Here is a 14,616-nt window from a genome sequence, read left to right on the forward strand (position 1 = left end):
TCATGGAACCAAAAGCGGTTGTTGAGGCCTGGGTCGATGCGTTTAATCGGGCCGATGCCGATTTGATAGCCAGTTTTTATGCAGACGACGCCATAAACCATCAAGTCGCCAATCGAGAAGTGAAGGGACGAGAAGCGATTCGCTCGATGTTTCTGGATGAATTTGCCGAGGCAGAGATGGTCTGTATTGTCGAACAGTTGCTTCAAGATGGCGAATGGGCCATTTTAGAGTGGAAAGATCCCCTAGGACTCAGGGGGTGTGGTTTTTTTCAGATTCGCGACGGTAAAATCGTTTTTCAGCGAGGTTACTGGGACAAGCTGTCGTTTTTAAGACAGCATGGGCTTCCGATACCCTCTTTGTAGCTTCATTTCTAACCGCTGGAGCCTAAGGTGCCTACTGAAAACTCGTTTTTTGACATGAACCGACAGGGATGGGATCTGCGTGCGAGAGTTCATGCCGATTCCGCCTTCTATGATGTTGAAGGTTTCTTGGCTGGCAAGTCCTCTTTGAATAATCTTGAGTTGGCCGAGCTGGGACCTGTAGAAGGTAAACGATTGTTACATCTCCAGTGTCATTTTGGTTTGGATACCTTGTCTTGGGAAAGGCTTGGAGCACAGTGTACTGGCGTTGATATTTCCCCTGTTGCCATTCAGAAGGCGCAGGCACTCGCTGCACAGGTCGACAGTAATGCGGAATTTGTCTGTGCGGATGTCTATTCTTATCAGGCGTCAGCACCATTTAAGTATGACATTGTCTTTACGTCTTATGGTGCCTTGTGCTGGTTGCCAGATCTAACCCGTTGGGCAAATGTCATTGCCAGTAACCTGGCAAAGGGAGGGAGGTTTTATATCGTTGAATTTCACCCAATCTACGATATCTTGGCAGGCTACTCCTATTTTACTCAAGCTAAGCCAGACATAACCAAAGAAGGTACCTATACCGAAAATGGAAACGATGTGCTTGTAGATTTGGCAACCTGGGCACATCCGCTGTCCAGCGTGGTAAATGCTCTGATTCGGGCGGGAATTCGTATTGAGCAGGTGAATGAATTTCCCTTTAGCCCCTACAACTGTTTTGACGGCCTGGTCGAGCGTGAAGCGGGGCATTATTATCTAACCCACAAAGGTCAGGATGTCCCTTTGGTTTATAGCATTTTGGGACGCAAAGAGTAAATGTGGTTCGACGTGGGGTAGGCGCCCCACGTCGTACGCAATCCCGACCATTAGCGTGGCTTAAGTGATTCCAACTCGGTTAGGCGCTTCATGGCTGCCTTTTGCTCGATGAGTCCATAGTTAATATTTCCTGCATTCAACGATGAACCGGCCTGATAAGGGTATTCGCTGAAATCCGAAAAGAAATCTTTAATCTGCTGTTGAATGGGGACCAACAACCACATTTGCTGTGCGTACCAAGTCCAATAGCCTCCACCTTCCTCCATGGCTTTTTCATAAGGATCCATACGTAGGTTGGTGATGCCAGCCCAGTTGGTAACCTCCCGACTACCTGTCGCGATATTCCCTTTTTGCACCGCGAAGCTAACCTTCCAATCGTTCCAGCGCACGGCATTTAAATTGCCAGATTGATCGAAATAAAAAATTCTCTCTCTAGGACCTTGCTCCGCTTTGCCCGTCATGTAGGGCATGAAATTATATCCGTCGAGCTTTACGTTGTACTTTTTGCCACCCAGCCGTGTTCCCGATGCGAGATCTTCTTTGATTGTCTCATTGCCGCTCGCCGCCAAGAGTGTTGGAAACCAATCGAGGTTTGAGATGATCTCATTGGACACACTGTTAGGCTTAATTTTGTCCGGCCAGCGAATCATCATGGGGATGCGGAAGCCACCTTCCCACGTGGAGCCTTTTTCGCCGTTAAACTGGGGCATGGCGCCATCTGGCCAGAGAGCCAGTTCCGCCCCGATATCTGTGCTGTAAATAACGATAGTGTTGTCCGCGATCTTTAATTCATCGAGAAGATCTAAAAGCTCTCCAACATGGCCGTCGTGTTCAACAATGCCGTCGGCGTGCATGCCTTTTCCTGTCACGCCAAGAGACTCGGGTTTTAGGTGCGTAAAGACGTGCATGCGTGTCGCATTGAACCAAGTAAAAAAGGGGCTTTCCTTCATCGACCTTTCGTTCAATAAAATCTTTGGCGGCGGCCAGGAATTCTTCATCGACAGTTTCCATCCGCTTGGTGTTGAGTGGACCCGTATCTTCAATATCGCCATCAGCTGCAGACTTTATCACGCCACGCGGGCCGTATTTTTCTCTAAATTCAGGGTCTTTGGGGTAAAAATAACCTTCGGGTTCCTCTTCGGCGTTTAGGTGATATAAGTTGCCAAAGAATTCATCAAAGCCATGTTGTGTGGGCAGATGTTCATCTTGATCGCCAAGATGATTCTTGCCGAATTGACCGGTGGCATAGCCTTGCTCTTTCAGGGCCTCTGCAATGGTTGGCATCCAATCTGCGATGCCATGAGGATCACCGGGCATACCAATGGTGAGTAGCCCTGTCCGAAATGGCTCTTGGCCGAGCACGAAGCTGGCCCTACCCGCAGTGCAGCTTTGCTGACCGTAGGCGTCTGTAAACATCATGCCTTCATTGGCAATTCGGTCGATATTCGGAGTTTGATATCCCATCATTCCTCTGGAATAAGCACTGATTTGAGGAATTCCAATATCGTCGCCCCAAATTACAAGTATGTTGGGCTGAGTTGGCTGTGCATGCGTGCCATGGCTACAAAGAATTGTGAATAGAAGGGTGGCAGAAACAAAATTAAGTATCCATTTGGGTGATCGACAACGCGTTTTCACGTTAGCTCTCCTTTAACCTTTTAAAAAAGCAGACAAGGTTCTATGAAAAGGTTTTCGTGTTTCCGATGTCTGCGACAAAAAGGTCTTGTCGATTTGAATGCTCTATTGAAAGGCAATCTCTGTTAAGTTTGCCACTGAGTATGCGCGTACCGGCGTAACTTAGACGAGCGTTAGTCATTGTTGTTACGCCTTGCATTTCCTCCATATCTGGTTTGCAAGTAGGTCGCTGTCGGAAAGAGTACCTGCATCATGGCGAATCGCCTATGCAGATCACGACAATAAGAAAACGGGAATTTTAAAATCAAAAAGCTGTCGGTTGGCACGCAGGTTTGCAGACAATGCCGATATTTTAAGATAGCTTTTGTTGTCGATATCACTGCCACGGTGATTTACAGTTTGAATGTATAACAGGGAGGTTTACGTGACTGGCATGGCGCTCGGCAGTCAATGGGATAGAGTCCACGCCAAACGTATCGAGCAACTCAACAGTGTCATCCAAACATTGGGGTTACAGGCACTGCAGCATTCTCAGGGAGAGCTGAACAGCTTTTTTGCGCGCTCCGAATACGCGGACGTGCTCTATTTCTCTGGTGTTCTTGGGGCCAAGCTAACCTTTAGTGGCTCTCAACGTGAGAATCGGGTTTGCTTTAGCACCGGCGTTTGTTTTCCTGAAGGGTGTCGATTAAGGGGGGAAAACAGATTGGCGGGCAATGTGGCTTTTTGGGCAACTGAGGATGAGCTTGATGCGATTTATATGCCTGGAACCCAATTTATTGCCGCGTCACTTGAGGTCGATGTGTATGAAAGGTTCGCGTCGCTCTATGAGAAGGTTACCGATCGTCATTGCCTTAGCCGCTCAACCGTCAGTATTGATCGCTTATCGACCGAGGTACAACGCTGTTTAATCTCTTATGTAAGGTGCCTCCATCAAGGCCATATACCGGTATTAACGTCTCAGTTTCATGCTATTTTTCTACGTGAAATTCTGAATTTCTTTTCTCGCAATCCTCAGGTCCAGGTTCGCCGTTTTAATTACAGTGGTCACGCAAGAGTTGTTTTTCGTGCCAGGGAGTATATTGCTGACAACCTACACAATAAAATGTCGTTACAGGAAATTGCCCTTGCTGCGAATACGTCCGTTCGTACACTTCAGCGGGCGTTTGAGAAAATTCTGGACAGTACACCCATCGAATATATCCTGCGCCTTCGGTTGCATAGAATCAGAAACGATCTTATTTCTGAACGAGAGATTTTTAGCACCATATCGTTGGTTGCCGGACGTTGGGGGATGTCTGAGCCCGGAAGGTTTTCTGGCTATTACAAAGATCTGTTTGGCGAATCACCGATACAAACCAGAAAGTTAATTATGGACGTTTGGCAATCCGCAAAAGAGGAAAATAGGCGTCAAATGGCGTCGCCGTTGGCGTAATATGCATAGACGTCGAATGGGAGACCTTTTAAGTTAATATGTAAGCTAGGTTTTAATACCAGGCTAACGACAAAATGTCGCAGGCTTGTCATTTGAGCCTCATACAATAAGTGCTTAGAACCCAAGTTTTTGCGTTCTACTAAAGCAGGGTGGCTTTGCATAAGAATCAAGAGATCGCAGGGAACGCGTAATGATGAACGTTGGTAGTCTCAGATTTTCCCTTCGGTGGCATAGTTTCTCTCTACTGGTACTGGTTGTTCAGCAGGCCTGCGCACAAGAGGGACGTTCAGACGCCAGTTCCCAAGCCAATAATCCATTGGCAAATATGACGGCGTTCAATATCCAAAACTACGCCATAGGCGAATTGACGGAATCTGATGAGTCCGCCAATCAAGTCTGGTTTCGTTTCGCTCGGCCCGTCACTGTTGCTGACTCGGATTGGCTGATGCGAATTTCTCTGCCTATCAACACCTTCCCGACGTCCGCTAATGGTGATAAGGAAACAGGGCTAGGCGATCTCAACGTATTTGCTGCTTATACATTGAATACGGGGAATCCTGCGGTCAGCTTTGGTATTGGCCCCCAATTGACGTTGCCTACCGCGACTGATGACGCGCTCGGTAGTGAAAAATGGTCGGCGGGCTTTGCCAACGTACTGTTCAATGCGTCATCTCCGGTTCTTCAGTATGGATATCTTCTGACGTGGCAGCACAGTTTTGCCGGTGACGATGATCGAGATACGGTCAATGCCGCCGCATTTCAGCCATTTACTTTTTTTCAACTCGGTGGAGGCACCTACCTCAGAGCAGCACCCATTTGGACGTACAATTTTGAAAACGATGCTTACAGCCTTCCCTTGGGGCTTGGTGTTGGACAGGTATTTAAAAAAGACAGAACCGTCTATAACGTGTTCATAGAGCCTCAATTTTCCGTATTCGATGATGGCCCTGGCTTGCCGGAGTGGCAGGTATTCTTGGGCTTTAACATGCAGTTTACTCAATAGTGAAGCGACGGTTAAACCGTTACGTGTAAGAGGGAAAATCCATGATTCGTTTTTATTTATGTCTCTTATTGGCTGGCGGTTTCGCCGCTTCGGTGGGCGCTCAGGAGTTTAGTCAGCCGTCAAAGCGGGCGCATGCCTGGGAGATGGGGTTTTTGATCAATCAGGTTGACAGCTGGGATACGAATGCGAGGAATGGTTCTTCCATCGATGTCGATAGCGATACTGGATGGGGATTTAGTATCGCTTATAACGTCAATGAGTACTTCAATATTGGATTTGAGTTTGCTCATAACGAGCAATCGTACGACGCTCTGGTGATTCCCGACACGGTATTGGCCATACCTGAAGAAATCAGCCATGAACTTACCAATGATTTTTATTCGTTCAACTTTACGTACAACATTTTACCAAAAACGTTTACCCCGTTTGTGGTTGGAACCTTGGGCTGGAACTACCTTGATAGTAACGTTTCCGATGGCGATATCAGCGTCGCTTGCTGGTGGGATCCCTGGTGGGGATATATTTGTAACGATTATTTTTCTTCTTATGAAGATACGTCATTCAGCTATGGGGTAGGAGCCGGTGTGCGCTGGGAAATATCCGGTAACTTTTTGATGAAGGCGAGCATTAATCAACGTTGGGTCGATCTTGATGCAGCAGGTGATACGCCAGACATGCTGTCCGGAAAGTTGGAATTTATTTGGTCTCTGTTTTAAAAAACGAGAACAGGAAAATAATTCGTTTTGAGAGCCTAGAACCTATTGAGGCCTTATCAGAAAGGAAAATCAAGGAATGACATTCTTAATAACCGCATTAAAACCCGCTTCAATATTATCTTTTGTCCTCTGCATAGGGGTTGTTGCCGGATGCGCCAGTATGAGCGAGCCCCTGCCTGAGACGTCTCCAGACGGTTTGCAATTGGTGCACGATACCAAGATGGATGCCGTTTATCGCTTACCTGCGGCGGACTTTTCCGACTATAAGGCGATTGAATTGGACTCTTGTACCGTTGCTTTCCGAAAGAACTGGATGAGAGACCAAAACGACTACCGGCTGGATTTGACCAGCATGGTCACCAAAAAGGATATGGAGCGAATCCAGACCAAGTTGGTAACGTCTTGCGATGAACACTTTGCGAAAGCCTTTGATGGTGACAGTCATTTCACCTTGGTAGATAGCTCGACCGAATCCGAACTGACAACATTAAAAGTTAAACCCTCGATAGTGAATTTAGATATAACCGCGCCCGACACATTATCGGCCGGCATGCGTCGTTCTTACACAACGTCGGCGGGAGAAATGACGTTAATTCTTGAGGTCTATGATGCCACTACCGGAGCGATTCTCGCGAGGGTGGCGGATCGACAGCAGGATCCCGATGACTTCAATTTGGAATGGACCAATAGCGCTACCAACAGTCAGACTGCGAATCGTATTTTTAATCATTGGACGAGCCTGCTCAAAGAGGGACTGGATGAAGCGGTTTCCGGCACTTAGGTTATTTATCCTGCATTAGACGAAGGATTCACGATACCTATGGCGGATAGAGCATGGACATGTATGCGCTTAATATCCGTCATTATACTGAGTACGTTTTTAAATGATGTCTCGCTGGCAGAATCATTTTTTCGTGAGTACCTGATTGACCCCCAGGATGGAAAACTGGATGCCAGTCGCTACCTCAGTGAGATTCCCATGGGATTTTTGCCCGTCCCCGCGCTGATCACAGAGCCGGCTGTTGGGACAGGGTTGGGGGTTGCCGGTATCTTCTTTCATGAAAGCGATGAACAAAAGCGTATTCGACTGGAATCCATACAGGAAACCCACAAAGCGATCTTGCCCAACAGCATCAGTTTCATCGGTTTAGCCGCTACCGACAATGGTACGGTTGCCGGTGGATTGGGACACATTGGGTTTTGGCAGCAGGATCGTGTGCGTTACAAAGGGTTTTTACTGTATCCCGATGCCAACTTAGATTTCTACTCACTGAACGGTCAGGCACTTCCCGGTGATCAGGGAATTGAATTCAGTTTAAAGGGGCCGGTTGTTTTACAGGAACTTAAAGCACGCATCGCTTCGAACAGTAATGTCTTTATTGGCGCTCGACAAATCCATCGCAAGGTGGATTTGTCCCTGGCTAACGCCGAGAGCTTTGCTCCCTTTGAATCCGAGCAGGAAAATCAGCAACTGCAGGAATTTTTGCATCAGACTGCCCAGGCCGATATCACAACCTCTGGCATTGGTGCGTTATTGGAATACGATAGCCGCAATAATCCATTCAATCCTGAGCGCGGCCATTTTTTACGGGCTCGTTATCAATGGTTTGACGACGCTTTGGACAGTGACCTCGATTACGCGGATTTCAATCTGACGTCTATCAATCATTGGGCTCTCTCGTCGACATGGCTGTTGGGATTAAGACTGCAGATGGATGGTGTTATCGACAACGGAGACAGTGTGCTGCCACCATATGTTCTCCCTTTTGTTGATCTTAGAGGGATCCCCAAGGCTCGCTATCAGGATGAGCGAGTCGCAGTTGTCGAGGCGCAACTCGACTGGCGGGTGACACCCCGCTGGAAAGTGAGTGTTTTTTCCGGTTCAGGTAAGACCGCTGCACATACTTCAGATTTAGTGGATGGTGATTCCTCTGAAACGTTTGGCACCGGCTTTCGCTATCTGCTGGCGCGACGTTACGGCTTTACGATGGGGGTGGATGTGGCGGCGGGCCCTGAAGAAACCGTGTTTTATATACAAGCCGGATCTGTATGGTGATTCCTCGAATCGATGAGAATACTGATTATTTATCAATTGGTCACACTCTATTCTAAACAGGCAATGTGTTCCTGCGGGCAACCCTTGGAGTTGTTATGACCAGATCAAGAGTTTTTCATTCCTTTCTTCTGTGTTGTCTCGTTAGCCTTTACGCCGTAATGGTCGTTCAAACAACGGCCGATACTCTCGATACCCGAATTGGGCCGATAGAGTTGGATCTTGGCGTGCCCGTAGAAAAAAGTGCGTAACAACTGTTTGATACCCTGGATTTTCAACGGGCGTCCCAGGCTTATCTGTGGGCACTGCCCACGGTGGGGTTTGAATATGTTTTGCGAGAACAGAGGAATCAATTGGGCGCAAAGAACGGTGATGTTGTCATTTACAAAGGCTATCAAGGCGTCAGCCGGTTTTTAACCGCAAATGTCACAACGCCCTACATTATTGGGTTTATGGACCTTGCTCAGTCGGGGCCGATGGTATTGGAAGTTCCCGCCGGAGCGATCGCTGGATCCGCTATGGATTTTTGGCAGCGGCCGCTAACGGACTTCGGCCTCACCGGTCCGGATAAAGGCAAAGGCGGCAAATTTCTGCTACTGGGACCAGAGCAGAGCATACCAACAGATTTACCTGAGAATACACGCGTCGTTGAATCCCCGACCTTTGGCGTTGGCTTCTTTTATCGGGCCTTGGATGAGGATCCCAAAAAATCAGCGGCGATGGAAAAGGCCATACAGACCTACCCCTGGTCGGAACGGAAGCATTCTGGGGCAACGCAGCACATTATCCCCAGTGTCGTGCGGACAGAAACTCTGCCACAGGGGATGGCGTTTTGGGAGCAGCTGGCTGCTGTCATTGAACGTGAACCGGTCGATGATCGGGATCGCTTTTTTGTCGCTATGCTCAGACCGCTGGGTATTGAGCGTGGCAAACCTTTCAAGCCAGATGCTCGGCAGCGGGCGCTGCTTCTTGAAGGTGCTCAGGTGGGTGAGCTGATGGCGAAAACAAACTCCTTCTACAAACGCTTCGAAGGATCCCAGTATCGCCCGGATGCGAACTGGGATTATCTCATTATGGCGGACCCGGATCAGGATCTTGACGATTACAGTCAATTGGATGAGGGCGCGGCATATTTTTATGAAGCGGTGGCGTTGTCCAAAGGCATGGTAACCCGTCAGCCTGGGGTAGGGCAGGCATATTTGGCCAGTTATCACGATGCGAATGGACACGCCTTTGATGGTGGTAAGCATTACCGGCTGCGGGTTCCCGCCAATCCTCCAGCGCGGCAGTTTTGGTCGGTGACCTTATACGATGTGGAAACACGAGGCGTGTACCAAAATAGCGAGGAGATTGCGGACAGGTCTTCCCGGCAGAATTTGGTGCGCAATGACGATGGTTCGGTTGATATCTACTTTGGTCCGACTGCACCTGAGGGATATGAATCGAATTGGATTCCGACCGTTGCGAACCACGCTTGGTTTACCTACTTCCGTCTCTATGCTCCGTTGCAGGGATACTTTGATCAGAGTTAGCCGCTGCCGGATATCGAACCGCTAAATTGAGGAATATCCTATGTGGTTATCACTCGGTAAATCATAAATACAAGGTCGCGTTGCGATTATTCTGGCGTTCACCTTGGGGATGTTTGCCACTGTAGGATACGCAGGCGATGCGTCTGATGAACAGGCGGTCAAAGATGCCTATGTCTATCTTCTCGGTCGAGCGATTGTGATACGACAGGAGCATACCGATATCCGTGAGCCAGGTGTCTACTACAACGTGATTAAATACAACCCCTTGGGATCAGCAGATTTTGTAAATCCTAATCTCGACGTGGCTTATCTGGAAGCCTGGATTGCCGTTGATCAAAAGACACCGTTGCTTTTAGAGGTGCCGGATATTCGGGATAGATACTATGTCGCTCAAATTTGTAATGAATGGGGAGACGTCATCGTCAATATTAATGAGCGGAATTTTCCTAATGAGGGCAGTGGTCAGTTCGTGTTTGTTGCGCCGGGCTCTGATGTCGAGATTCCAAAAGGCGCACGTCGAATAGAGCTACCGTCGTATAAGGCGAAAATGTTAGCGCGAGTGGAGTTGAAAACCGATGTCGCGTCAGCGGTTAAGCGTCAGCATGAGTTTACTTTGAAGGCGCTTGGCGAGCCGGTGATTGAGCCGGCCGTAGAAATTCCTGAATTTGGCAACCAGGATCTACCTGGCGTCGAGCTCTTTGACCGGGCGGATGACATCATCAACAGTGCTCTGGATATTTCTCCTATTGCCCCCGGAATGCAAGCACAAGTCAGATCGATACAACGGTTGGCCGCTGACGACCACTATCGAGCGCAGCTCGACACTCTATTGACCTCAACAGTTGTCCCGGCATTTTTACAGTACGCCGTAACAAAATCCGGCGTTTTTAAAAACAACTGGTTGGGGACCTTGGGTACCGGCAACTACGGCAAAGATTATTGGATGCGTACTTCCGCGAATCTGGTGGGGCTCTGGGCGAATACCAATGACGAGGTTGTCTATTTTGTGATGAAGATGGTCAGCCTTTGAATGGCGCCAACGACTATGTGATTGATTTTCCTGCCAGCGAGCTACCGGATTCTGTTGTCTCGGCTTATTGGTCCATCATTTTAGTGGATGTTCCCAATTATCGGGTCGTACCAAATTCCTTGAACCGCTTTAATTTCAACAGTTATTCTGGTCTGGAGGCTAATAGTGATGGGGCTTTATCGCTGCTGATTGCCAGTAAACCAAGCGAATCTCTACCTGAATCCAATTGGCTACCTGCCCCCGAAGATAAGAATTTTTCGTTGACCCTGCGGACTTACGTTCCCAAGGATGCGGTCAAACAGGGGCGGTGGTTTCCTCCAGCCGTTAAGAAGCTGGGTGAATAAGTTTGGGGCTTGCCGCTGTATTCTGCGAGGCATTTTTCCTGCGTAGAGACGTGTATCTATGGCCGTTTAAACGACTGGGTTCACAAGCTATAAACCCAGTCTGGAGGTTATGAGTAAAAGAGAATTTCTAACGGTGCTCTCAGCGGGTTGCCAGTGCTCTGTGGCGCTTATTTTTGTAATATTCTGCATGCACATAAGCCGGAAGAAAGAGCAATAAAGCTGCGCTGAGTACCAAAAGTGACCTTACCAATTGTGACATTTCTGCGAATTGTTCACCGAGCATAAAGTAGGCTCCGTAGAAAAGAAACACATGGAAAGCATAAACCTGGAGTGAATGCTGGCCGAGGAAGACAAGTGGTTTCCAGTTCATTACTGCGCTGATTCCTCGTGCAACCAAGTGGGTGATTTTCCAACGTTCACCACAGTGCAGTAACCAGATGACCGCGTAAGCATCTGCCGCGAAATTTAATACTCTAAGAAACGAGATGGATTCTCGATCAAACAATGATCTATAAAATCCTACAAATTCGCTCTGTTTGAGGTAGCTGGTAGAAGCAAATGCTTTGGACGCGAAAAACAAAATAACTAAAGCCAGCGAAAGAAAGAACAGCCTTTCACCTAGGCGAGTTTTTAGAATACTAAGGTCGAGTCGGTCAGCTGCCATGTAAAAGCCACCGATTAACCCGAAAAAGTAAAATACCTGCCAGGCTAAACGATCAAATGAGAGACCCAATTGGATACTGGAATCAGCGAGCCCGGACACTGCAGACAAGTAATCCAGACCCGCTCCGAAGAGGCCTGTTTGTGAAAAACACCAAACAATTATAGATATCACTGCTACCTGAGTTGCTTTACCTGCGACCAACATCCGAAGAGCTATGGGAGTTATGGCCATAAAGACGATATACATAGGCAGAATATCGATAAATTTAGGCCCTAAAAAAAGCCCAAGGGATAATATTGCAGTGGCCCAGGGAGAGTTCCACTCTTCTCCTAATGCAATAGCTTCCGTGGGCATATTAAGTGCGCACAGCGTGATGAAAATGATTAGGCCGGCGTGGTAGTAGAAAATTTTTGTGATTCTAGCCCATAATTTTTGGGAACTTGCAGCCAACGAGTGTCTGATTGCCGATTTACCATAAACAATTCCGATTACCAGACCAGATAGGAAAACGAATCCTTGTGCATCCTCCACCCAACCAAACTTGTGATGATTGGTCTCCCAAATGCGTGCGTGAACAAACGCATTCAGATGCACAATCATCATGTTTATCAGAAAAAAACCACGGAAACCGTCGATTACCTGAATACGCACAATAAAACCCTAAAGAAGATGCCAAGAAATGAATGGGGCGAGCGAAAATTCGCCAGGTCAGATAGTAAAATAATTGAATTGGGCTTTATTAATGGCGCCAAATTCACTTTGCAGCATACTGTTGAATAAAGAACGGCAAACTCTTGCAAAGATGGGGTAGTACAGAGACACGATAACGCGATTCTAGTTCAGCGATTTGTGCGAAATTATGAAAAAAAATCTAAACATTAATGGAGCTGGCGGGTTGGAGTGACGATATTGTTAACAGCTGTCGTGTCAATTTGAAATTTTTCTGATTCTTCGATAATTTTAGTTGCTCAGTTTGTTAGTGAGGAAAACGTGAGAAATTCCGCGCGCCCCCAATTTTGGCGAGATAACCGTATCCCTCATATTGAGTTGCGATATGTCGAAGACGGCCGCGAAGTATGTTACGCACCTCATAGCCACACTCAGTGGTCCTTAGGAGCTATTGCTGGCGGTCGCAGTTATTTTCACTACCGAGACCAAAATACAGAGGTTTGTAACGGTGACTTGGTGGTGATTAATCCAAATTGGGTCCACGCCTGTAACCCCATGGATAAAGGGAGCTGGTCTTACTGGATGCTCTATGTCGATACACTTTGGTTGGCTCAGCTCAGGTGTGACATCGGGCTATTGAGTGAACCCTACTGGTTAGATTTCAACACATCGGTGGTTTCCAGTCCCGTTTTCTTTAAAAGTTATCTGCAGATGGCTCAGCGTCTCATGTCTGATGACGTTAGTATTGGGGAAAAACAGTCCAGTGTGGTGTACTACCTCAGTGATCTGATGAAAACGCTGACTACTGTGGCGCCAGGTTTAGACCAGGGGACTCCCAGTCACATAGAGGATTTGGCAAATTATTTAAAAACCCATTGTACCGAGGACGTTGCAATCGAAGCCCTATGTGATCGTTGGGGTTACAGTCATGGCCATCTGATTAAGTCATTTAAGGACGCCTATGGGCTGACGCCTCACGCCTACCGAATAAATGCTCGTGTTCAGCAGGGACAACGAGCATTACGAGGTGGGGCCTCAATTGCCGATACGGCTCTATCGGTTGGATTTGCCGATCAACCTCATTTTCAGCGGACCTTTAAGCGCATGTTTGCTGCGACGCCACGTCAATACCAGCGACCGTTAATCACTCAAAAGGAACAGGCAACTGACGGCCAGTAAAACCGCCAGTACACGATTAATTGGTACCAACAGATTGGATCTGGAAACGTAGCGACGCAGGAAACCTCCGGCATACACCCAGCAACCCAGTGATAACCAGCATATTGGCAAATATAAGCCAGCAAACCAGAGTAGCTCTGTGATATCTCCACCGGATGTATAGGCACCAATCCCAGAGACAGATGCTAACCAGGCCTTAGGGTTCAGCCACTGCATGGTGGCCCCGGTCATAAATCCCGGCCTCTTATTATTATCAGTCTCTGGTAGCCTTCCATCATCAAAAAATATTCGTGCGCTCAAATACAGCAAAAATCCAACACCGGCCCAGTGCAATAATAGGTTTAGTGTCGGAAATTGTTCCAGAAGGGAATAGAGCCCAGCACCGATAGCCAGAAATAACACGATAAAGCCCAGAGTTGCTCCGGTGACAAAGCGAAGTCCTACGAAGAGTGGGTAGCGGCTACCACAACTGAGGCACAGAATGTTTACTGGTCCGGGTGAAATGGATGCTACGAGAGCGAAGGCTGACATGGAGAGCAGGAGTGAAGTGGTCATTATTCGGGCGCTGCGGGGATTTATACCGTGATCAAGGCCCTCAAGCATGTCTGATCAGTGGCGTAAAATATTGAACAAAATTGCGATTTACTTTTTTCGAGACAGCCTTTTGAAGACCAAAACCCGCACCGGTCGAGTCGTTATCGTCACAATTTGACCGGAGAAATCGCTGTATTATTCGGTCAAAGAACCTTGGGATAAGATTAGCAGGGAGACCACATGGAAATTACAGGCATCTTTGATGTGAAAATGGCGCCAAAGTCATCAGAGTTTCAGGGGAAAGACGGCATGACAATGGCGGCTATGTCGTTGCGCAAAACCTTCCATGGCGAATTGAACGCCAGCAGTGAAGGAGAAATGCTGAGCATTATGACTCAGGTTCAAGGCTCCGCTGGTTATGTGGCCATTGAACAGGTTACTGGCAAACTCTGTGGCAAGGCTGGCAGTTTCGTTCTGCAACATTTTGGCATTATGGATAAGGGATCTGACCGTCTCATTCTAGAGGTGGTTCCGGATTCAGGCACGGGGGAGCTTACCGGCCTCGCGGGTACGATGGCCATTGATATCGAGGATGGAAAACACATTTATACCTTTGAATATCGTCTGGCACCTTAGATTTCTGTCTTTATTTA

17 protein-coding genes are annotated in these 14,616 nt (G+C 47.8%); 13 read left to right on the forward strand and 4 right to left on the reverse strand.

Annotation, left to right across the window (positions count from 1 at the left end):
* The first annotated feature begins 2 nt into the window (after positions 1–2).
* Both ACXAFR_RS17670 and ACXAFR_RS17675 read left to right on the forward strand, forming a co-directional pair.
* Positions 3–362, forward strand: coding sequence for a nuclear transport factor 2 family protein (locus tag ACXAFR_RS17670; protein WP_475179102.1), 360 nt, complete (start codon positions 3–5; stop codon positions 360–362).
* Positions 363–389: 27 nt separating this feature from the next.
* Positions 390–1,172 carry a class I SAM-dependent methyltransferase gene (locus tag ACXAFR_RS17675; protein ID WP_475179103.1) on the forward strand — a complete coding sequence of 261 codons (783 nt, stop codon included), beginning with the start codon at positions 390–392 and terminating at the stop codon, positions 1,170–1,172.
* A gap of 50 nt (positions 1,173–1,222) precedes the next feature.
* Here ACXAFR_RS17675 and ACXAFR_RS17680 read toward each other — a convergent pair whose 3' ends face one another.
* The gene (locus ACXAFR_RS17680; RefSeq protein ID WP_475179105.1) at positions 1,223–2,026 is read right to left on the reverse strand and encodes a sulfatase-like hydrolase/transferase; all 804 of its coding nucleotides are present in this window, start codon (positions 2,024–2,026) and stop codon (positions 1,223–1,225) included.
* Entirely contained in the window at positions 2,004–2,810 is an 807-nt protein-coding gene (locus tag ACXAFR_RS17685; RefSeq protein WP_475179106.1) for a sulfatase-like hydrolase/transferase, read from the reverse strand. Before ACXAFR_RS17685 ends, ACXAFR_RS17680 begins: the two co-directional genes overlap by 23 nt.
* A gap of 430 nt (positions 2,811–3,240) precedes the next feature.
* Between ACXAFR_RS17685 and ACXAFR_RS17690 the strand changes: the two genes are divergently transcribed.
* The 9 genes from ACXAFR_RS17690 to ACXAFR_RS17730 all read left to right on the forward strand — a co-directional run bounded on the left by ACXAFR_RS17690 (position 3,241) and on the right by ACXAFR_RS17730 (position 10,917).
* Positions 3,241–4,239, forward strand: coding sequence for a helix-turn-helix domain-containing protein (locus ACXAFR_RS17690; RefSeq protein WP_475179436.1), 999 nt, complete (start codon positions 3,241–3,243; stop codon positions 4,237–4,239).
* Between the two features lie 190 nt (positions 4,240–4,429).
* Complete coding sequence (locus ACXAFR_RS17695; protein ID WP_475179108.1) at positions 4,430–5,242, forward strand: hypothetical protein; 813 nt, start codon at positions 4,430–4,432, stop codon at positions 5,240–5,242.
* A 41-nt stretch (positions 5,243–5,283) separates the two neighbouring features.
* Complete coding sequence (locus ACXAFR_RS17700) at positions 5,284–5,958, forward strand: outer membrane beta-barrel protein (protein WP_475179110.1); 675 nt, start codon at positions 5,284–5,286, stop codon at positions 5,956–5,958.
* Positions 5,959–6,118: 160 nt separating this feature from the next.
* Positions 6,119–6,739 carry a DUF3313 family protein gene (locus ACXAFR_RS17705; RefSeq protein ID WP_475179111.1) on the forward strand — a complete coding sequence of 207 codons (621 nt, stop codon included), beginning with the start codon at positions 6,119–6,121 and terminating at the stop codon, positions 6,737–6,739.
* Positions 6,740–6,802: 63 nt separating this feature from the next.
* Complete coding sequence (locus ACXAFR_RS17710; protein ID WP_475179113.1) at positions 6,803–8,014, forward strand: BamA/TamA family outer membrane protein; 1,212 nt, start codon at positions 6,803–6,805, stop codon at positions 8,012–8,014.
* Positions 8,015–8,109: 95 nt separating this feature from the next.
* Positions 8,110–8,262, forward strand: coding sequence for a hypothetical protein (locus ACXAFR_RS17715; RefSeq protein WP_475179114.1), 153 nt, complete (start codon positions 8,110–8,112; stop codon positions 8,260–8,262).
* A 102-nt stretch (positions 8,263–8,364) separates the two neighbouring features.
* Entirely contained in the window at positions 8,365–9,543 is a 1,179-nt protein-coding gene (locus tag ACXAFR_RS17720; RefSeq protein WP_475179115.1) for a DUF1214 domain-containing protein, read from the forward strand.
* A 109-nt stretch (positions 9,544–9,652) separates the two neighbouring features.
* Positions 9,653–10,573, forward strand: coding sequence for a DUF1254 domain-containing protein (locus ACXAFR_RS17725; RefSeq protein ID WP_475179117.1), 921 nt, complete (start codon positions 9,653–9,655; stop codon positions 10,571–10,573).
* Positions 10,570–10,917, forward strand: coding sequence for a DUF1214 domain-containing protein (locus tag ACXAFR_RS17730; protein ID WP_475179118.1), 348 nt, complete (start codon positions 10,570–10,572; stop codon positions 10,915–10,917). Before ACXAFR_RS17725 ends, ACXAFR_RS17730 begins: the two co-directional genes overlap by 4 nt.
* 139 nt (positions 10,918–11,056) lie before the next feature.
* Here the strand turns inward: ACXAFR_RS17730 and opgC are convergent, their stop codons facing one another.
* Entirely contained in the window at positions 11,057–12,232 is a 1,176-nt protein-coding gene (gene opgC, locus ACXAFR_RS17735; protein WP_475179119.1) for an OpgC domain-containing protein, read from the reverse strand.
* Between the two features lie 339 nt (positions 12,233–12,571).
* On the opposite strand from opgC, the gene ACXAFR_RS17740 reads away from it, so the two are divergent.
* Positions 12,572–13,429 (forward strand): AraC family transcriptional regulator, encoded by an 858-nt coding sequence (locus ACXAFR_RS17740; RefSeq protein ID WP_475179121.1) that lies wholly within the window; start codon positions 12,572–12,574, stop codon positions 13,427–13,429.
* On the opposite strand, the gene ACXAFR_RS17745 is transcribed toward ACXAFR_RS17740, so the two are convergent.
* A complete protein-coding gene (locus ACXAFR_RS17745; protein ID WP_475179122.1) occupies positions 13,391–13,984 on the reverse strand; it encodes a LysE family translocator in 594 nt (197 codons plus the stop codon). The genes ACXAFR_RS17740 and ACXAFR_RS17745 overlap by 39 nt on opposite strands.
* Positions 13,985–14,203: 219 nt before the next feature.
* On the opposite strand from ACXAFR_RS17745, the gene ACXAFR_RS17750 reads away from it, so the two are divergent.
* Complete coding sequence (locus tag ACXAFR_RS17750; protein ID WP_475179124.1) at positions 14,204–14,599, forward strand: DUF3224 domain-containing protein; 396 nt, start codon at positions 14,204–14,206, stop codon at positions 14,597–14,599.
* Positions 14,600–14,616 lie beyond the last annotated feature (17 nt).

The organism is Pseudomaricurvus sp. ABR4_320 (assembly GCF_056159445.1).